Raw genomic sequence first — 18,364 nt, 5'->3', positions numbered from 1 at the left:
TCCTTGGAGGAGGCAGGGGATGGTGCTAGGGAGGGGGGCCTTGGGGTGGGGATGTTTTAGCGCAGCTCGACGCCGAGTTTTTCGGCCAGGGCGCTACGGATGGTCGTCTGCAGGGCGTTGACCTCGTCGTCGGTAAGCGTGCGTTCCTGATGGCGGAAGGTGACCGAGTAAGAGAGGCTGCAGCGGTCTTTGCCCAGGACTTTTTCGTCGCTGAAGATATCGAAGAGGTCAATGCGGTCCACCAGCGGCAGCTGCAGGTCGCGGATGGTCGCGACGATGGTCTGGTGGGTGAGGCCGGCCGGGGCGACGAAGGAGATGTCCCTGCTGGTGGCGGGGAACTGAGCGATGGGGGTGTATACTGGTGGCGCGGCTTTGAGTTTGAGGAGGGCGTCCACGTCGATCAGGGCGAGAAAGAGCGGGGCGCGCAGGCGTATGCCCTTGGTGAGGACGGTGGCGGCTTCGCCGAAAGTGGCGATGGTTTTGCCCTTGCTTGTTAAGGTGGCGCAGGCGCCGGGCTTGCAAGCGGGCGCTTCGGCGCTCTGCCAGCTGCAGTCTGTCAGGCGGCGTGCTTCCAGCCAGCTGGCCAGGATGCCCTTGAGGTCGTAGAAATCTACGGTGGCAGCCAGGTCGCTGCCGAAGCGCTCGGGGTGGCGTTTGCCGGTGATGGCGATGGCGGCCTGGAGGCCTTCGCTGTGGCGGCCGTTGTTCTTGCGGAAGACCCGGCCGAGCTCGAAGAGTCGCAGGTTGTGCTCATTGTGGGCGATGTTGTGGGCGACGACCTGCATCAGCCCCGGCAGCAGGGTTGGGCGCAGGAAAGCCGTGTCAATGCTGATGGGGTTGTCGACCTTGATGATCTCTTCCTCGCTGCAGGCCGTGCCCTGCAGGCACTGCGGCAAGGACCACAGGCTGTAGTTGATGATCTCGTCCAAACCGAGTGCCTGGAATTCGCCGCGGATTTCCTCCAGCGGGAGGAAGCGGTCGTCTTTCATGGTGCCGCTGATTCTGGCGGCGACGGGCGCTTCGGGAATGGCATCCAGTCCGCTGATTTGGGCGACCTCTTCGATGAGGTCGTGTTCGGCGTGGAGATCAAAGCGCCAGGCCGGGGCGCGGGCAGTGATGGTCTCGGCGTCCTGCATGAGGATGCTCAGACCGCGGCGTTCCAGGCAGGAGGCTATGGCCGTGGCGTCCAGGCTGAGGCCCAGCAGGGCATTGCAGCGTTGTACGCGCAGCGTGATTTCGGGGCATTGCCAAGGCTTGCCATAGCAGTCGATGATGCCATCGACCTGGTCGGCGCCGCAGAGTTCGCAGAGGAGGGTGGCGGCGCGGGCGCTGGCGGCGGCGGTGGTTTCGGGGCTGACGCCACGTTCGAAGCGGTAGGAGCTGTCGGTAGCGATGCCGAGGGTGCGTGAGCTGACGCGGACATTGGAGCGGTCGAAGGCGGCCGCTTCCAGCAGCACCGTGGTGGTGGCGTCGGTGATCATGCTGTTTTCACCACCCATGATACCGGCGAGGGCGACACCCTTGTCGCGGTCGGCGATGAGCAGATTGTCGGTGCTGAGTTTGAGTTTGGTGCCGTCGAGGGTGGTGATCTCTTCGCCCTGCTTGGCGCGGCGGACGACGATTTCGCTGCCGGCGAGGGTGGTGAGATCGAAGGCGTGGAGGGGCTGGCCGAATTCGAGCATGACGTAGTTGGTGATGTCGACCACGTTATTGACCGCGCGGAGGCCGACGGCTTCGAGGTGTTTGACCATCCAGTCCGGCGAGGGGCCGACCTTGATGTTCTTGAAGACCCGGGCGATGTAGCGCGGGCAAAGGTCGCTGTCAAGTACACTCACTTTGGCGCAGTCGTGGACCGAGCTGTTTGGCAGACTGCGGATTGCCGGTGCGGGGAGGCGCAGCGGCAGCTGGGCGACGGCGGCAATCTCGCGGGCAATGCCGACGTGCGAAAGCCAGTCCGGACGGTTCGGGGTGACTTCCCAGTCGATGACGGCGTCCTGCTCGACGATGTCTGTTAGGGGAATGCCCAGCGGCGTGTCGGGGGGGAGGATCATCAGGCCGCTGTGGTCGTCGCTCAAGCCTAGTTCGCGGGCAGAGCAGAGCATGCCGCTGGATTCGACGCCGCGGATTTTTGCCTTCTTGATCTGGAAATCGCCGAATTGGGTGCCGACGGTGGCCAGCGGGACCTTTTGGCCGGCATCGCAGTTGGGGGCGCCACAGACGATTTGCAGCGGCTCGCCCTGGCCGGCGTTCACGGTGCAGATGCTCAGGTGGTCCGAGTTGGCGTGGGGGCTGCGCGCGAGAATCTCAGCGACGATGACGCCGGCGGGGATCTGGCCGGTAAATTCGATGCCCTCGACTTCCAGGCCGGCGGCGGTCAAGCGGGCAGCCAGTTCTTTGGGGGCCCAGGGAATGTCGATGTAGTTGCGGAGCCAGTTGACTGATGTTTTCATTGCAGGATCATCCAAGCTGATGGGGAACGGGAGCTGGTGAAATGTTGAGAACGCCGGTTGGTGACGACGTCTGGCTGCCGTTTAGCGGGGGAACCAGCGGTAGGGCAGGGGTTTCTGGTCGGTGTTGATATAATATAGGACGCCGACAATCATAAAGATCACTGCCGCTAGGACTTCGCCGGCGATGATGCCGACCATGAGTGGCCGCAGTACTTTCGCCATACGCACGCCACCAAAGCGAATCGCCGATTTTTTGATCATCCAGCCAATGAAGAACGAGTGGCAGGTCATCTGCATCGGATAGGTCGCCCAGAGGAGGAACATCACGGGATGCAGAGGCCATTTGGGCACCCGCAGGCGCAAAAAGCTGAAGAAGAAAACGGCGACAATGCCGAAGATGAAGGCGCCGAGGAAATTTTCTTTTGGGGCGACCCGGGCCAGGCGCTGCCACCAAGGCATGTCCAGTGCTTCTTCCAGGCTGCCGATGGCTTGGAGTTGCATGACTTCCGGCAGGGCTGAGCGGAAGGCCATGGTTGGCAGTCGTTTGTAGGGCCAGTCCATGTTGGTCGGCGCGCCGAATTCATAGACGGCCACCAGCAGGACCAGCAGGCCGATGATGCAGGCCACGGCGTACATCAGCATGGTCAGCGAAGCGACCTTGGCGGGGCGGATGCGCGTGCGGTCGGCCAACCTCAGGCCGTTGGTCAGATAGGGCATGAGCGCCTGGCATTGATCAATGCACAGCATGATGCAGACCAGGCCGCAAATGACTTGCGCCGACGGCGGGAAGGCGAAGCTGCCGAGGCCGGCCGTAAGCAGCCCAAAAGTCGTCCAGCGGGGCTGGACGAAGAACAGGCCGGTTTCGGCGCTGATGCGCGAAACGACCACGAAGGAGAGGAGCATCAACCCGATGGTGATGATCGCGTAGGGCAACTCCAAGCCTAGGCGCCAGACCAGGTAGGTCATGATGACGAAGGCCAGGATGAGGATGCGCATTGCCCAGATGTAAGAGCGGTTCTCCTGGTCCTTGGCGACGGCGCCGGGGCTGAACGCGGCTTTGAGCAGATGAGTGTAGAAATGCCTGCCTGTGTACATGAGCATAACAAACATGGCGATGTAGGCGCCCGCGCGCTGCCAGCCCTGCCAGCCGCCGACCCAGTCGGTGGATAGATTCATGCCGACGCTCACCATGGGCAGCGCCACAAACACCCAGCAGAGTTGGGATATGCCCAGCGTCAGCGATATTTCCGTGCTGAGGAAAAAGGCGAAGGCCACGACCAGCGGGAAGAAGGACAGATTGAGCAGGGAAGACCCGTAGGGCACACGGAAGAGCTCGGGCCAGACTTGGGCAAAGGGGGCCAGGCTCCAGCTCAGCCTCACGGGTATGTAATAATCCGGATACCACACGCAGAGGCCGTTGTTGATGCGAATGACCAGTAGCAGGATGAAACCCAGCCAGAAGAGCTTGCTTTTGGCGATGATCGGCAGGAGGTCGCCGGGCTTGCGTTCAATGAGGCTGTCATTGAATTCGGCAATGGGGAAACTGAGGAATTCGTGTGCGGCCCATTGTTTGTAGGTGATCAGCGCGAGGCACACCGACGCGAGAGCGCTGAGCAGGACCAGGGGCACCCAGGTAAGCAGCGGCGGCCCCCACGCGCCCCACGGCACGCGTTGCCATTTCTGCACCAGCGACGCTACGATGTTCGGGGGTGCCTTGGCGCCCCGGGGGGCGCCCATGATGTAGGTGCCCACCACCTGGTCGTAGTTGTCCTCATTGACGTCGACGAGCGCATTTTTGGGCGCGTAGCCGAGGATGTTATTTTCTTGCCAGCCAGGGGTGACGCGGTTCCAATGGTAGGGCATCACCATGGTGTGAGTGAATTGCTCAAAGAGACCGCGACCGGGTATGCTGCAGGCGGCACTGCAGAGAACGACAATCAGGGCCAGTTCGCCGGTGGTCAGCGCCAGCCGGGGGCGCAGGGCTGCCAGCAGGGGATTGATGACCAGCACAAACAGGCATAGCGACCCCACAACGATAATGGGAATCAGCTGGCCGTTGGTGAAACTCTCCAGAGACAGCACGCAGTCATTGATGTAACCGCCGGCGGCAATGAAAATCGCTCCGAGAAAGGCCAGAATAATGCCGCGTACTGTCATGATATGGAAGTACCTGTAGTTGTGTTTGGTTGAAGAAGAAACCGCCCGTGCGGTCGCTAAGGACAGCTGTTGAGCACAAAAACTCCCTGGCAACACCAGCGGTGAGGGCAGGGGAAAGCCATAAAATAACGGCTTAAAGGCTCCTAGTCAATGACTACCTGATCGAGATCGGCTTCCGCCGCGGGAAACTGCGGCTTCATGTCTCGCAGGGTATCCAGGATGATCTGGCTGACGACGGCGTTGCGATACCATTTTTTGTTAGCGGGAATGACGTACCAGGGCGCGTTGGCGGGTGAGCAGCGTTTTAGTACCCGCTCGTAGGCGTTTTCGTAGTCGTCCCACAGAGCGCGCTCGGCGAGGTCGCCGCGGTTGAATTTCCAGTTTTTCTCGGTTGTTTGCAGGCGACTGAGGAGGCGCTCGCGTTGTTCGTCCTTGCTGATGCAGAGGTGGAATTTGATAACGCGGACGTGGTTTTCGCCCAGGTATGCCTCGAAATCATTGATTTGGCGGTAGCGTTGTTGGATGTCGTTTTTCGGTGCGAGCTCCCGCACTTTGGCGATGAGCACGTCTTCGTAGTGCGAGCGGTTAAAGATGCCGATCATGCCCTTGGCCGGCACCGCCTGATGCACCCGCCACAGGTAATCGTGTGTGAGTTCCCGGCCGCATGGCGCTTTGAAGTTGCTGACATGTACGCCCTGGGGGTTGAGCGGGCCGAAAACGGCGCGGATGGTGCCGTCCTTGCCGCCGGTGTCCATGGCCTGGAGGACGACCAGCAGCGCCTGCTTGCCTTCCGCGTATAGCCGCTCCTGCAGGTCGTTGATTTTTGGGATGTTCTTGTTGAGAAGAGCCAGGGCTTCCTCCTTGCCATCCAAACCGGGTGTGCTGTCGGGACGGAAGTTGCGGTAGGACACTTTTTGGTCTTCGCGGATCTGGAACTGCTGGCGCCATTTGCGGGCGGCATTTTTATCTGACATTGCGTCCTCCATGGGGTGGTGGTTGCTGCGGCAGCCTTGTCGCATCCGGCGTGAAGTCTGTGGCTAATCTACACGGACAATGACGTCCTGCGCTAGGTGTTTATTGTCATTTGCGGCATAGCGGGGGCGTTGGGCCGGCATCCGTGGTCGGCTCCGGGAAGGCACCTTGGCCGCAAGGGGCTCGTGCGCCGGGCGGCAGCGAGGGCATCAAGGCGGGGCCGGCGGTGGCTGCCGGGTATATTTACGCAGGGGAAGCTTGGAAAGATCCGGCGGTGTCTTGCCGAGGTGCTTTTTTCGGTTATATTTGGGCCGTTTCGTCTCATTGAAGGAACGTGGTAATTTACTGCGTCCAATAGCAACCGGAAATAAGAACAACAGCAAAGAGGTGCAGCATGGCGGCGAAAGTTGACAAGGAAAAATGCGTTGGTTGTGAGAGCTGCGTGGGCGAATGCCCGGTCGAATGCATCAAGATGGTCGACGGCAAAGCCGTTGTGAATGAAGAAGAATGCGTCAGCTGCGGCGCCTGCAAGGACGCTTGCCCCGCCGAGGCCATTGAGATCAAATAAACCCGACCTCATAACGCGATGCGATCAGTAAGCCCCGTCCGACACGACAGCCGGATGGGGCTTTTGCATTTGAGTTACTGAAGGCAGTTCACCGCCGTTAATGCTTCGCCTGCTGCAGGAATGTCGGCGACTGGGTCACCCCTGCAGGTTGGGGATAGCTTCGCTCAGCATGGCGTTTTCGGCATGGAAGTCGATGCTGAGTTGCAGCAGGCGGGCGATCAGCGAGGGGTACGAGAAGCCGGACAGCTGCATGAGTTTGGGGAACATGCTAATTTTAGTGAAGCCGGGGATGGTATTGAGTTCGTTGAGCACCCAGCTCCCGTCCGGCTTGAAGAAGAAATCGACGCGGGCCATGCCGGAACAGCCGAGGATCTGGTAGGCACGGCAGGCCAGTGTCTGGACCTGGGCTATCTGGTCAGGCGTTAGGTCGGCGGGGGTCTTCAAGGACGCGCCGTCAGCCAGCAGGTACTTGGCTTCGTAGGAGTAGAACTCGGTGTGGGGGATGATTTCACCGGGGATGGCGCAGAAAGGCTCGGCGTTGCCAAGCACGGCGCACTCGATTTCTCGGCCCTGGACGTACTCTTCGATGATCACTTTCCGGTCATAGCGGAAGGCGTCGGCGACGGCGGCTGCCAGGGCGGCGATGGACTTGACCTTGGCGACACCGACGGACGAGCCGGTGTGGGCGGGCTTGACGAAGAGCGGCAGGCCCAGGGTGGCAACGATCTCTTCCGCCTGCAGGCTGCCGTTGCCGTTGCGGAGGACCACCGATCGGGCAACGCCGATGCCGTTGGCCGCGAGCAGCTGCTTGGTCGTGTCCTTGTCCATGCAGGCGGCGGAGCTGCTGACATCGCAACCGACGCAGGGGCAGGAGAGCATTTGGCAGAGGCCCTGCATGGCGCCATCTTCGCCGTTGGCACCGTGCAGAACGGGGAAGAGGATGTCAAAGGGATGCCGTATGCCGCTGTGGAGTTCCTGGAGGGCCGGGCCGTCGGTGCTGCGCACGGGGAAAACGGGTATGCCTGATGGCGCCAGGGCAATCTTTGTTGGGTCGTCGGCGTTGACGCAGAAGTGACCATCGGGGTAGAGATGCCAAAGGCCCCGTTTGTCAATGCCGGTTATCAGCGGTGTGTACTTGTCCCGTGGCAAGGCGTCGGTGACATTTTTGGCGGAGAGCAGTGACACTTCGTGTTCGGTGGATTGACCGCCGCAGGCCACGCAGACAATACGTTGACTCATCTTGTTCAGTCCTTATTCAGGGGCGAAGAGGATATCCAGATCGGGAAAGGGTACCGGCTCGGGTAGCCATTGGGGAAGTACAACACGATGGTCTGTTCGGCGTGCTGCGGGGCAAAAGGCTGCAGCTGAAAACGACAGGACTCGGCGGCGGCGCCGTCCTTCTGGCCAACGCGCTGGCCGTTGAAGAAGAGCGAGCAGCGGCCAGGCAGGGCCAGAAAATTGATGTAGGCGATGATTTCGGCGTGATTTTCCGGCAGAGCCATGGTCTGGATGAGCCAGCAGGCTTGGCTGGTTGCATGGCTGTCTGCTGGTGCTGGGCCCGCGCTTAGGTGCAGGAGTCGCGAGGTCGCGCTGCGCCAGTCGTCGATCAGGCGCTTGTCCCATCCCTGCTGCAGGCCGAGGCGGGCAGAGTCGGTTGCTAGCAGCCAGACGGCAGGTAGGGGCAGCGCCGGCTCGGCGGCAGCAAAGAGCGCGGCCCAGTTTTCGGCGGCCCAGTCGCCGGCGGCCTTTTCATCGGTGCGCAGGGCTGCGAGGTAGCTGGGGTGGGTCTTGAGCAGCACATCGCGGACTCGGCGCAAACGGCTTATTGCGGCCAAGCAGTCGCGGGCGGACATGGGGCTATCCTGGAGCTCATCACGAGCCAGTGCGGCGTCCAGAAGCAGCTTCATGTGTTGGTGCTGCAGAATGACGGTTTCCAGATTCTGTTTCTGCGTGGGACTGAGCTGCGGCGTTGTGGCCAAAGCTTGCATCAGCTGCTTTTCCGTCGTGGCAAAAAACTCTGGTTTGAGGAGTGTCTTGATGCTGTTCAAGCGCTTGCTTGCGGGAGCCTGGCGCAGATCGTCGAGAACCTTTCGCCGTTGGAGGGAAGGAACGATGCTCAGCCATTGCTCGCGGTAGGCATTGATGGCGGCAGCCGCTGGACCATAGCAGCCGTCGTTGCCAAGAACGCCGTCTGCTGGCTGCAGGGTTAGCGGGAAGGGCGGCAGCAGGAGCTCCTGGGGTGGCACGGCATCATCGCTGTTCAGGCATTGCCATTGGCCGAGTGGCGTGTCGGGCTCAATCGGTGGATTCGTTACGCAGGCTGGGGTGGTAAAAACGACAAGCGCGAGGGCGAGCCAGGCAATGAATTTTAGCATGGTGAACAATCCCAATGTCTGCGTCGCCCGGGTTGCCGTTGTGGCGATAATACATAAGGCGCGATGCTTGTGGCTGAGTCTGAGTCTGAATATGGAACCAGCAAGGCGAATGCGAGATGCGTTGTGTGGGTTAATCTGGAAACGCTGGTGAATATAATCATCTGCAGGAAAAGCAAAAGCCGGGCAGATGTTTTTCCGTGGTGTCTTCCTGCGCAGCTGCTTTGGTTGTGCAAGGCGATGCAAGCGGCGGCGAGGCCATTTTTGCAGCCTGAATTACCAGAAAATGAACTTTTTTGTGACTTTTTGTGAAAAAAGTGCAAAAAAAGTTCGAATACGGTTTGCAAAGCCCTATGTGACCGCTGTACTGTATGGCTAGCTACGTGTTGGCTAGCCTCAATTGGGTGGGCGCAATGGTGGCGTCCAATGGGTACATCACAGCAAAGAGAAGGAAAAAAAGAATGAAAGACACATTCTACGATGTGAAGCTCCGCAAAAAGGTTGAGGCAGAGGTCACAGAAAAAGTCAAGTATGACAATGGTCGTCATGCCCTCAAGGCCAAAACCAAAGATGGCCGCAATCTGACCAAGTTTGTGAATGCTGAAGCCTATACCAAGGCCAACGTTGGTTGCTGCGGCAGCAAGCCCAGCGCCGGCTGCTGTGGTGCCAAAGCCGCCAGCAAGAAGAAGTAAACCACGACTGATTTTCAGTCTGTCAAAGGGGCCGCTCGCATGAGCGGCCCTTTTTTTTGTTCAAGGGCTGTGCTACTGGGAAGCACTGGTGGCTGGCGCGGCACGGCGTCAGGCAAGTGTTAGCACGACGTCGTGCGGGTGTCGCGCTGCTGCTAAGGGGTGTTTTGCCGCGGTCCGGGGAAGAGTCCTGCGCCAGCGATGGGGTGGCACACCAAGATGGCCGGCGGCAGTTGACGGGGAGCATAGTAGCGCGAGATCATCTCGCGTTTGACGTTTTCGACGGCATCGCGTCTGGCCAGGATCATCATGCAGCCGCCCAGGCCCGCGCCGGCCAGCTGGGCGCCATAGACGCCAGGGACGCTTTGCGCGATGTCCACCATTTCATCAATGGCGGCGAGGCTGCAGGCATATGCTCCTGGCTGGTAGCGCAACTGGGCGGCCATGACCCGCTCGGGTTCGCCGCTGCTGAGGTCGTCCATGAGTCGGAGAAGACTGCTGTTGTCTACAGGTGACGAGTAAGGGCGCGCCACGCCGTTCTGGTCGAAGCTGACCACCCGATCGCCGTCATGGGAGCAGCGCATCAGGCGACCGATTTCGTCAACATCGCCTTTTCGGAGCAAATCGGCGTAAGTGCGTGAGCGTTCGGCTTCGGCCAAGCCAAACATGGCGACGCCGCGCAGTGGATAGCTGGTATTTTCACCGAGGCCCTGGTGGCCGGCCCAGAACGCGCTGAGATCAGTGCCAGGGAGGAGCCTGGCAATATCGGCGCGGGTTGCCTGTTCGGGTAGACAGAGCAGGATGCGGTATATCCACGCTGGCGGAACTCCGAGAGTCCGGGCATTGACGTCCCGGAGATGGTGGAGGAGATGACGGTACTGGGGGAACTGGCGGCAGATTATGCGGAAGGCCAGGCGGTAGCAGGCGATGCGATGATTGAACTGGTCCTTGGCGCCATTGGCCTTGCAGGCTTTGAGGCCGGAATCGCAGACGAGCATACTCAAGTCGGCGGGGAATGGCACGATGTCTTCCACGCCAAAATCGAAAAAGCGCACTTTGACCACGGCGTCGCGTTGTCCGAGCATGACCGCCGCATGATCGGCGCTGCCGCCGCGGGTGCCGACGTACCATTCGCCTTCACCGCAGAGCGACACGAGCTCAGCCGGCCGGCAATCAAGACCGTTGATGCGTACTGCCGCGCTTGCCGCGCCCACAACCAGGGACGATGACGAGCTCAGTCCTGCGGCTGGGGGGATGTTTCCGGATACGAAAATGTCGACGCCACGGAGCAGACTCTGCGGAAACTGCTTTTGCAGGCGAAGGAATGCCGCTTGGATGTAGTGCGACCAGTCAACGCCGTACTCGCCGATGAGTTTTTTGAGTTCCGGGCTGGCGACCAGCGAGTGCCAGTCGGTCCAGGGAAGCTCGGCGATGAGCTTGCCCAGGGAAAATTGACACGGCCGGTAGTTTTTCTCGTCGAGATTGAAGATGCGCACGACGTCGTCCCCTCGTGGGCGGACAGCCATGATGGTTTCATAGCTGATGGTCATCAGATTGCAATGGCCGCCTTGGTGGTCGACGTGTCGTCCCATGACATTGAGCCGTCCGGGCGCCCGGACGATGGCCAGGCGCTCGGCGTCGGCCTGTTCGCCGAGCTGCTGTTGGGCGAACTGAAGCAGGGGCAGGTAGAGCGCCCGCTGGCGGGAGATGGTTTCGGGATTGGTGCCATAGACGGTATCCAGGCAGTTCTGCAACAGCTCCTGCTTGGACTGCGCGGAAAATAGTGCCAGCCAGTCGCCAAGGGGGCGGAACTCATCATCGGGAAGCAGATTGTGTCGGGCTGCCTGTTGCCTGGTGCGTAAAGTGTTTTCGACCTCAAGCAACTCGGCGGGGTTATTGAAGCCGAGGACGTCGTTAGGGTCGGCCGCCAGGAGCACTTTGGCGCGGCCGCCGGTCGCGGCGGTGATCGCGACCAGGTCGGACAGGTATTCCTCCTGCTGAGCATTGTGGTTGCTCAGTTTTGCCATGGCGTTGGCGAGAACGCCGCGAGTCGTCACGTAGACCGACGTGTTGCTGTGGGGCAGCGCTTCCGCTTCATCAGGCGTGAGGCACAGCGGCCGGCCGGCACGGGTCTGAAGGGAGAAATACCCCAGCTGTTCAGGGACGAGGGCAAGGAGTTCAGAGGCCGTTATGGGCTTTCGAGCGCGCAGCGCCGGCCAAAGTTCAGGGAAGGCTTTGGCAAGCTTATCCTCATTATCGGAACGAAAAGTCGAGGCCAGCAAAGAGCGAATCTCTTCAGTAGGAGGCAGCTTTTCGGCAGCGGCCAGCTCACGGAGGAGAGCGTAGGCGCGGCGTTGCCTGATGTCAGCCATTTCCAGGATGGCAACGGCATTTTGCTCGTCGTCGAGCACGACGCGGCCAGCGCCGGTGTTGGGGCGGGTCGTCGTGCAGAGGATGGTGATATCACAACGAGTACGGTCGAAAAGGTCGGTTAGGGAGTCCACGATGCTGGGAGCGAGCAGGCGGTCGCCGGCGGCCAGCAGCAGCCGGGTGGAACTGGGCAGGGACGGATCGGCGGCCAGGGCGGTTTTGACTGCGCCAGCTGTGCCATTGGCCACGGTCTGAAAGGCGTAACTGACATTGCAGTGCCGCTGTGATACTGTTTCCATGACTTGCTGAGCCAGGGTGCCGACGACGACCAGATGCCGAGGAATCCCGCAGCGCTCGTAGCAGTCGAGAGCCCGGCAGACGGCAGGGACGCCGTCTACCGGGAAGCACACTTTGTGCTTGTCTGTTGATCCCATGCGGGAGCCTTTTCCCGCAGCCAAAATGATGCTCAGGTCAATGGTTGAGGTTGCCATTGGAATGGAATTCCCTTTCATTTTTTGTGAAAACGGGTTGACAAAGTGGCATTACTTTAGCATACTAGTAACGTTTCCCTAGATCGGGATGCGTAGGAAGGCTGGCCCACCGGCCTGAAAAAGATCGTGTCCCTTCCTCGGTACGCACAAGGTAGCATGAGCCAGCGGCGCATGCGGGACGGTTCTGTGACATGCGAGTAATATGGCTTGCAATGGCTGAGAAGATGGGCTACCGCTGCAGTCGTGGCTATAATTCCTCCCTACGCTTGCGCAAGTACAAAAAAGGAGTAAAGTATGCAAAGTTTTTTTGAGAGGAGGTGTTACAACAGGTAACGCGAGTCCAGATATTTTTGGGCGTGATCTTACGGATCTACAGCGACTGTATGCTAAGAAGGTGGTTCTATCTATCTCTTTTGCAGTAGGTTATGACTCTGTGACTGTAGTTTGCATCAAAAAACACAAGGAGTATAGTACTAACCCAGGTTGACAATGGGTTGGTAGACTTAGCCAGGTTTAATAGCCTTTTACGGTGATATTTACTTTCCTCAGGTTTTCTTCTGAGTCACAGCGAGACTGACTAATTGGGAAAAGGAGGTATGGAGGACGTACAAACAAGTGGTTTGAGAAGTAGAAAAGCCTTTCCATGGCAGATGAATCGTCGGTTTTTAGAACAAGGAGAAAAAAATGAAACAAGTCTTATTCGCATTGATGGTTTTGGTTATTGCGGCATGGACCGCTCCGGCGTTTGGGCAAGATGTAACTTTGCTTGACCAAGTCAAGGGCAAGACAGAAGCCGAAGTGGTTACTTTCATGCAAGGGCTGAACGACACTGAGCTGGCCAGCCTTATCGCCCAGGCTGTGAATGCTGCCATCGTCGACCCCACAAATGTGGCCACCGTTGCCCTGCGTGATCTGGTCTTGCGCGCTGGTGGTACGGTTCTGGCAACCAAATCAACCGAGCAATACAATGCTATTGTGGCGGCCATTCAAGCTGCCGCCCCGGGCACAATCATTGGCAAGGACGCCCAGGGCGTTCTGACCATCACCGCACCTGCCCTGCCGGTTAAGCCGGGCCAGCTGCCCCCGCCGCCTGCACCGAAGGACGACGAGACCAACAATCTTATTGATCAGAAGAATAGCGACAGCGAACCTGCTTTCCGCTAGTAATTTGGTTTTCAGACCAGTGCCAGTGACAGAGTGGGTCTGTCACTGGCAGGATAGTTAGGTAGAATAACAGAAAGTGACAGCACAATGATAAGTAACAAACTGAAAACTGCAGTTCTGGCAGGTGGGGTTGTTCTCGGGTCGATTTCTTTTGCCAACGCTGCTAGCGTTCTTGGCCGCTATTTTGACACGACTTCCGTGGCTCTGCCGGACAAGCTGGCCTTGGGTATCTACGAAGAAGTCCGCTACGAAGACAACCTGTTCAGCACGGGTTCCGGCGAGCGTGGTGGCATCGTCTTTTCGACTGGTGCGACCTTGGACGCCAGCCGTGCTCGCGGTGAGTTCTCGTACGCGATCAAAGCCGATGTGGCCTATGATCATTATCACAAGTTCGCCTCTGACTTGAGCGCTCCAGTTTATACCATCACCCCGATGGTTCGTTACGACCAGGGCAATTGGGATTTCGTGCTCGGCGGCAACTTCCTTCACTCGCATACGGTTCTTGACCGTGGCGTTGGTGGTGGCACCCGCTCCAAGTACTACGTCAGCGGCGTTGACGCCACTTGGAACCTCCACTTGAATGAAAAGTGGGGCCTGGCGGTGACTGGTGAGTACGAGAACAAGGACTACACAGACGGCTTCTACGACGACGAAGATTACGAGTTGTACGAGATGACGATTGCTCCGTACTATGTCTTCTCACCGAAGACCAAGGCCGGTGTGTCCATGGGCTACGCTGTTAAGGAATACAATGACAGCGTTCGTTATGCTGACTCAGACACCATCATGTTGAATGGTTTTGTTGACTACCGCGTGACGGGCAAGATCAGCACCCACGCCACCGCTGGTGCTGAATGGGTGAACTATGACGATACTTTTAATGACAGGAAGGACGAAAACGACGCTTTGTTCAACTGCGGTTTGACGGTTCGTTATGCGATGCTGTCCAACCTGGACCTAAGTGTGGGTCTCCTGCACAAGCATGATGACAACAGTGGTGCATCTGGTGGTCTGCAGCAGGACACCGATGCGCTTCTGGGCTTGACCTGGCGCATCAACTCCAAGCTGACCCTGGCTCAGAACTTCAGCCATACCTGGAGTGACAAGAAAGACGGGATCACCACGGACAACACCCAGATCGGTTACGATGCCACCCTGTCCTACGACATGACCAAGAACCTGACGATTTATGGTGGCTACGAGTACGGCAACACGGATTACAGCAACCTGGCTGTCAAGGATGCCGACTACACGACCAACATCTATCACATGGGCGTGCGTTACACGTTCTAAGGTCAGTGACAAGGGTAATTGACAAGGGCTGTGAGCACGTTCTCTTAGGAGGATATGAAAGCAATAATGCTGATTCACTGCCCTTATCAGCTCAGTCAAACTGATTGACAAGGCTAGCCCATAACTACCAGTCACAAGATTATAGGTAGTTATGGGCTCTCTTTTTCTCAGGTAATGTTCTTAAGTCGTTAAGTGGGGTTGTTGTTTCAGGTGTTTTCGACAGCGAGTGGCCGAGGTTGCTCCCTGTCGCATACCTCTGAAAAGCGAAGTATGTCGCCAGCGACTGGATATGGCGCCAACACCAACTGAAGTCCAAGCAGTTATATACTCGAATCTCAGGCAACACACTATTAGGAGTAAATTTTATGTTGAGGAAGTGGTTCATCGTCGCCGTGCTTATGTCCATTGGACTTTACGCGCAGAGCAATCAATGGAATGCCAGTGCGTTGCGCCCGGGCGATGTGCTTGCCATCAGTGTGTTCCGCATGGCCGAATTTGACACCAAGGCCCGAATTGAAGAAGATGGCAGCTTCCGCTTTCCCTTGTGTGGTGAGATACGGGCAGCGGGCTTGAACACGAAAGATGTAGCCAACGTTATTGCGGAGAAATTGTCGCAGCAAATAACTACGCCGCATGTGGATGTATTTGTCGAGACCTGGGGCCCCCGTACCGTGTATATCCTGGGCGAAGTGAAAAACAGTGGTATGTCCTTGGAATTGCCCACCAACGGCAATATGACGGCGTTGCAGGCGATAAGCGCCGCGGGCGGCTTTACGGAGAGTGCGGACCCCTTGAAGGTGGCTGTGCTTCGCCGCGACAGTGGCAAACAGCAGCTGACGCGCATGCCGATTGATGTCAGTGCGCTTATTTCCAAGGACAGCGGTGGTGACGAGTTTATCCTATTCCCTGAAGACACGATTATCGTGCCCAAGGCACCGCCGGTGTATGTATCCGGTTTGGTTGAGAAGCCCGGTCTTTTTTACATCAACACGCAGCGGCCGCCGCTATGCTCGGAGATGATTACCCGTGCCGGTGGTCTTTCCGAGGGGGCCAATGCGGAAAATGTGCAGATTGTGCGCACCTTGGCAGATGGTTCGCGGCGGATGCTGGGGGTTCCTTTACGTGAGATTCAGGACGGCGCCTATGAGAAGGACGTGGTGGTTGAACCTGGTGACGACGTTGTTGTCACCAATGCTGCTCAGATTTACGTGCTGGGGGAAGTCAAGTCGCCTGGGCCGCTGGTACTCAATCCTGGCGTGGTAGTGACAGCGAGCAGAGCGATTGCCCTGTGTGGCGGTTTTACCCAGATTGCCAAGCAGAATGACGTGCTGCTGATCCGTGAGAACAAGATAAGTATTCTGAACATGAAGAAGTTGTACACGGACGAAGAGAATCTTCGCCACGACGTCGTTCTGCAGTACGGCGATATTATTTACATCAAAGAATCCATGTGGTAATAGATTGCAGCGTGTTATTTCGTAGTTTGCAGGGTTAAGTCACGAGAGATTGGTGAAGGGTAAACGAGCTATGGTTGACGATATTTCCGATGTTGCGCGGCAGTCAGCACTCATGCAGCAGACTGATGACAGTAATCCGCTGAAGGATGCTTTGCATTATTATGGCCTGTATGTGCGCCCCTATCTGTGGGTTTACATCCTGTCGCCGATTTTATTTTTGGTTGCGGCGATCATCTTTGTGCAGACCGTCACGCCGAAGTACGAGTCGACCTGCCAGTTGCATATTAGCAGCAAGCAGGCAAACATCACCGAGATTCGCGGGGTGATGGATGGCAGTATTGGCGGCGCCAGTGAAGAGGCTTTCATCAACACCCAGATGCTGCTGCTGCAGAGCAAAGACGTGATGGACAAGGCCTATGAGCTGTTTTCCCGAGGGTTGTCGGCAGAAGCCTATGAGGAGTGCTCGTTGCCGAAGGTCAATCGTGAACGTGGGACAATGCTGGTCAATCTGACGATTGAGTCCACGAATCCCGAGAGTGCGGCGCGCTTGGCCAATACCCTGGTTGAAGTCTATTTGGAAGCGAGCCGTGCCCGCCGTCAGAACATTTCCCGGACGGGTGCCGAGCTTTTGCGCAATCAACTTGAGGAGATTCGCAAAAGCCGTGAGATGGCGATGAATGAGCTGGTCACCTACAAGGAAGCGCATGGCATTTTCAACCTGTCTGAAAATTATGCTGCATTGGTGAAGCAGATCAATGCGTTGACGGAGACCATAGTTGAGGCGACGGTGTTGGAAACGGAGCTGGCGACGACCCTTGAGGCCATAGAGGACAATCGGGTCAACGCGGTGCGTCTCATGCCCTTCATTGCGCCGGAGGGCGGCAACAGCAGCACGCTAGGGTCTTTGAAGATGCTGCATTTGACTCACGAGACCGAGTTGCCCGAGTTGTTGCGTCAGTACAACGAGACTCACCCGGCTGTTCAGGCGCACATGAAAGTCCGTGAAATGATTGTGGCGGCGGAAGAAGCCGAAGTGGATGTGAGTGTTGCCGGCCTGCGTTTGCAGTATGAACGCGCGCAGAAGCGCTCGAAGATGCTGCAGGAACAAATTGCTGATTTGCGCAAGCAGGTCGCGGATTTGGATCGGGTCAGCGGCGAGTATCAGATTCGTGAGGATGCCTGTGAATCGCTGGAAAACACCTATCGCATGCTGGTGAACCGCATCAACGAGCTCAATATCACCAATGCGACCGAGAGCGTTGACAACGCGTCGATCTTCGTGGTTTCGCCTGCGGTCAGTGCTGAAGACCCGTTTTTTCCGAACAAGTTGAAGATTTGCGCTATTGCGATCATTTTGGGTGGTGCGGTTGCTGGTGGTTTTGGCTTTGTCTTCGGTTCATTGAACAACACCGCGAAGGACATTCAGGCGGTGAATCAGCTGTTTGGCAACAACTTGGCGGTGTATGGCAACGTCCCATTGTTCGAAGAGGGTGAGGCGGCGCTGTTGAAATCCAGCGGCCATGATGACATTGATGAGGCGTTCCGCAATATTCGGATCAGTCTGAATTTGTCGTTGGCCACACATGGTGGCCGCATCATGGCCATTAGTAGTACCTTCCCCGGCGAAGGCAAGACATTTGTCAGTTTCAATTTGGCGAAGAGTTTTGCCATGGACAATCGGCGGGTGCTGTTGCTTGAGATGGACCTGCACCGTCCGCGGCTGTGGAAGCTATTGTCGCCCATCGTCACCCAAAAGCCTGAGAAGGGCGTCAGCAACGTCCTCATTGGTGACTGTGATCTCAAGAGTGTCACCATGCATGTGAAGGATTTCAATCTTGACATTGCCTTTGCGGGGCCGGTGCCGCCGAACGCTGCTGAGCTGCTTGGCACCAAGAAGCTGGCCGATTTGTTGGCTGAAGCGCAGGCGAATTACGACTGCGTGCTGATTGACACGCCGCCGATCCTGGCGGTTTCGGACACATTGATCATTGCCAGTCAGCATATACCGTTGTTGCTGGTGACGCGTTTGTTCACGACATCTATGCCGGCCTTGCGGCATTTGCGTGACCGGCTCGCATCGGTCAATTTGCGGCTTGCAGGTCTGTTGGCTAACAACGCCGACGTGCCGAAGAACAGTTATGGCTATTATGGCTCGGACAGTTATGGTTACAAGTATGGGTATGGCTATGGCTATAAGCATCGCGGTGTCGGCTATGGTCAGGATACTGACCCGGATGCCGCTCCTGAGAAGAAGAAGTCCTAACCACGTTGTTTAGCCACCGGCGTTCCTGGTGTCAGGAACAGCAGTAAGACAGGATCAAGTCCCTGCCGCAAGGCGGGGACTGTTTGTGTTTGACCCGCTTAGCCGGCGTGAAGTCGGC

The 18,364-nt window shown here is 57.8% G+C and carries 12 protein-coding genes; 6 read left to right on the top strand and 6 right to left on the bottom strand.

The genetic code is table 11. The features are described from left to right. Window positions 1-56: 56 nt before the first annotated feature. From pheT to J3R75_RS04260, 3 genes are all read right to left on the bottom strand, one after another. On the bottom strand, window positions 57-2,450 hold the full coding sequence (pheT, locus tag J3R75_RS04270) for a phenylalanine--tRNA ligase subunit beta (RefSeq protein WP_307260111.1): 2,394 nt from the start codon (window positions 2,448-2,450) through the stop codon (window positions 57-59). Between the two features lie 81 nt (window positions 2,451-2,531). Then, a complete protein-coding gene (locus J3R75_RS04265; RefSeq protein WP_307260110.1) occupies window positions 2,532-4,607 on the bottom strand; it encodes a DUF6785 family protein in 2,076 nt (691 codons plus the stop codon). Between the two features lie 143 nt (window positions 4,608-4,750). Beyond that, window positions 4,751-5,581 (bottom strand): polyphosphate kinase 2 family protein, encoded by an 831-nt coding sequence (locus tag J3R75_RS04260; protein WP_307260109.1) that lies wholly within the window; start codon window positions 5,579-5,581, stop codon window positions 4,751-4,753. Window positions 5,582-5,973: 392 nt separating this feature from the next. On the opposite strand from J3R75_RS04260, the gene J3R75_RS04255 reads away from it, so the two are divergent. Beyond that, window positions 5,974-6,147, top strand: coding sequence for a ferredoxin family protein (locus J3R75_RS04255; protein ID WP_307260108.1), 174 nt, complete (start codon window positions 5,974-5,976; stop codon window positions 6,145-6,147). Between the two features lie 135 nt (window positions 6,148-6,282). On the opposite strand, the gene J3R75_RS04250 is transcribed toward J3R75_RS04255, so the two are convergent. Next, entirely contained in the window at window positions 6,283-7,386 is a 1,104-nt protein-coding gene (locus tag J3R75_RS04250; protein ID WP_307260107.1) for a D-alanine--D-alanine ligase family protein, read from the bottom strand. Window positions 7,387-7,391: 5 nt separating this feature from the next. Then, window positions 7,392-8,522 (bottom strand): hypothetical protein, encoded by a 1,131-nt coding sequence (locus J3R75_RS04245; protein ID WP_307260106.1) that lies wholly within the window; start codon window positions 8,520-8,522, stop codon window positions 7,392-7,394. A 458-nt stretch (window positions 8,523-8,980) separates the two neighbouring features. Here J3R75_RS04245 and J3R75_RS04240 point away from each other — a divergent pair, with 458 nt between their 5' ends. Then, window positions 8,981-9,211, top strand: a complete 231-nt coding sequence (locus J3R75_RS04240; RefSeq protein WP_307260105.1) for a hypothetical protein — start codon at window positions 8,981-8,983, stop codon at window positions 9,209-9,211. 152 nt (window positions 9,212-9,363) lie between these two features. Here J3R75_RS04240 and J3R75_RS04235 read toward each other — a convergent pair whose 3' ends face one another. After that, on the bottom strand, window positions 9,364-12,069 hold the full coding sequence (locus J3R75_RS04235) for a GHMP family kinase ATP-binding protein (RefSeq protein WP_307260104.1): 2,706 nt from the start codon (window positions 12,067-12,069) through the stop codon (window positions 9,364-9,366). A gap of 684 nt (window positions 12,070-12,753) precedes the next feature. Between J3R75_RS04235 and J3R75_RS04230 the strand changes: the two genes are divergently transcribed. The 4 genes from J3R75_RS04230 (at window position 12,754) to J3R75_RS04215 (ending at window position 18,246) form a co-directional block, all read left to right on the top strand. Beyond that, window positions 12,754-13,233, top strand: a complete 480-nt coding sequence (locus tag J3R75_RS04230; RefSeq protein ID WP_307260103.1) for a hypothetical protein — start codon at window positions 12,754-12,756, stop codon at window positions 13,231-13,233. Between the two features lie 87 nt (window positions 13,234-13,320). After that, the gene (locus tag J3R75_RS04225) at window positions 13,321-14,526 is read left to right on the top strand and encodes an outer membrane beta-barrel protein (protein ID WP_307260102.1); all 1,206 of its coding nucleotides are present in this window, start codon (window positions 13,321-13,323) and stop codon (window positions 14,524-14,526) included. Window positions 14,527-14,891: 365 nt separating this feature from the next. Next, window positions 14,892-15,983 (top strand): polysaccharide biosynthesis/export family protein, encoded by a 1,092-nt coding sequence (locus tag J3R75_RS04220; RefSeq protein ID WP_307260101.1) that lies wholly within the window; start codon window positions 14,892-14,894, stop codon window positions 15,981-15,983. Between the two features lie 70 nt (window positions 15,984-16,053). After that, a complete protein-coding gene (locus J3R75_RS04215) occupies window positions 16,054-18,246 on the top strand; it encodes a GumC family protein (RefSeq protein WP_307260100.1) in 2,193 nt (730 codons plus the stop codon). The last annotated feature ends 118 nt before the right edge of the window (window positions 18,247-18,364 follow it).

Origin of the sequence: Oligosphaera ethanolica (assembly GCF_030814695.1) — a bacterium.
Classification (GTDB): domain Bacteria; phylum Verrucomicrobiota; class Lentisphaeria; order Oligosphaerales; family Oligosphaeraceae; genus Oligosphaera; species Oligosphaera ethanolica.
This window is presented reverse-complemented; position numbering and strand designations above follow the sequence as displayed.

What these genes read in the sequence shown, in the direction of transcription:
- pheT (WP_307260111.1), bottom strand. Translation starts at nt 2,450, where the DNA reads ATGAAAACATCAGTCAACTGGCTCCGCAACTACATCGACATTCCCTGG.
- J3R75_RS04265 (WP_307260110.1), bottom strand. Translation starts at nt 4,607, where the DNA reads ATGACAGTACGCGGCATTATTCTGGCCTTTCTCGGAGCGATTTTCATT.
- J3R75_RS04260 (WP_307260109.1), bottom strand. Translation starts at nt 5,581, where the DNA reads ATGTCAGATAAAAATGCCGCCCGCAAATGGCGCCAGCAGTTCCAGATC.
- J3R75_RS04255 (WP_307260108.1), top strand. Translation starts at nt 5,974, where the DNA reads ATGGCGGCGAAAGTTGACAAGGAAAAATGCGTTGGTTGTGAGAGCTGC.
- J3R75_RS04250 (WP_307260107.1), bottom strand. Translation starts at nt 7,386, where the DNA reads ATGAGTCAACGTATTGTCTGCGTGGCCTGCGGCGGTCAATCCACCGAA.
- J3R75_RS04245 (WP_307260106.1), bottom strand. Translation starts at nt 8,522, where the DNA reads ATGCTAAAATTCATTGCCTGGCTCGCCCTCGCGCTTGTCGTTTTTACC.
- J3R75_RS04240 (WP_307260105.1), top strand. Translation starts at nt 8,981, where the DNA reads ATGAAAGACACATTCTACGATGTGAAGCTCCGCAAAAAGGTTGAGGCA.
- J3R75_RS04235 (WP_307260104.1), bottom strand. Translation starts at nt 12,069, where the DNA reads ATGGCAACCTCAACCATTGACCTGAGCATCATTTTGGCTGCGGGAAAA.
- J3R75_RS04230 (WP_307260103.1), top strand. Translation starts at nt 12,754, where the DNA reads ATGAAACAAGTCTTATTCGCATTGATGGTTTTGGTTATTGCGGCATGG.
- J3R75_RS04225 (WP_307260102.1), top strand. Translation starts at nt 13,321, where the DNA reads ATGATAAGTAACAAACTGAAAACTGCAGTTCTGGCAGGTGGGGTTGTT.
- J3R75_RS04220 (WP_307260101.1), top strand. Translation starts at nt 14,892, where the DNA reads ATGTTGAGGAAGTGGTTCATCGTCGCCGTGCTTATGTCCATTGGACTT.
- J3R75_RS04215 (WP_307260100.1), top strand. Translation starts at nt 16,054, where the DNA reads ATGGTTGACGATATTTCCGATGTTGCGCGGCAGTCAGCACTCATGCAG.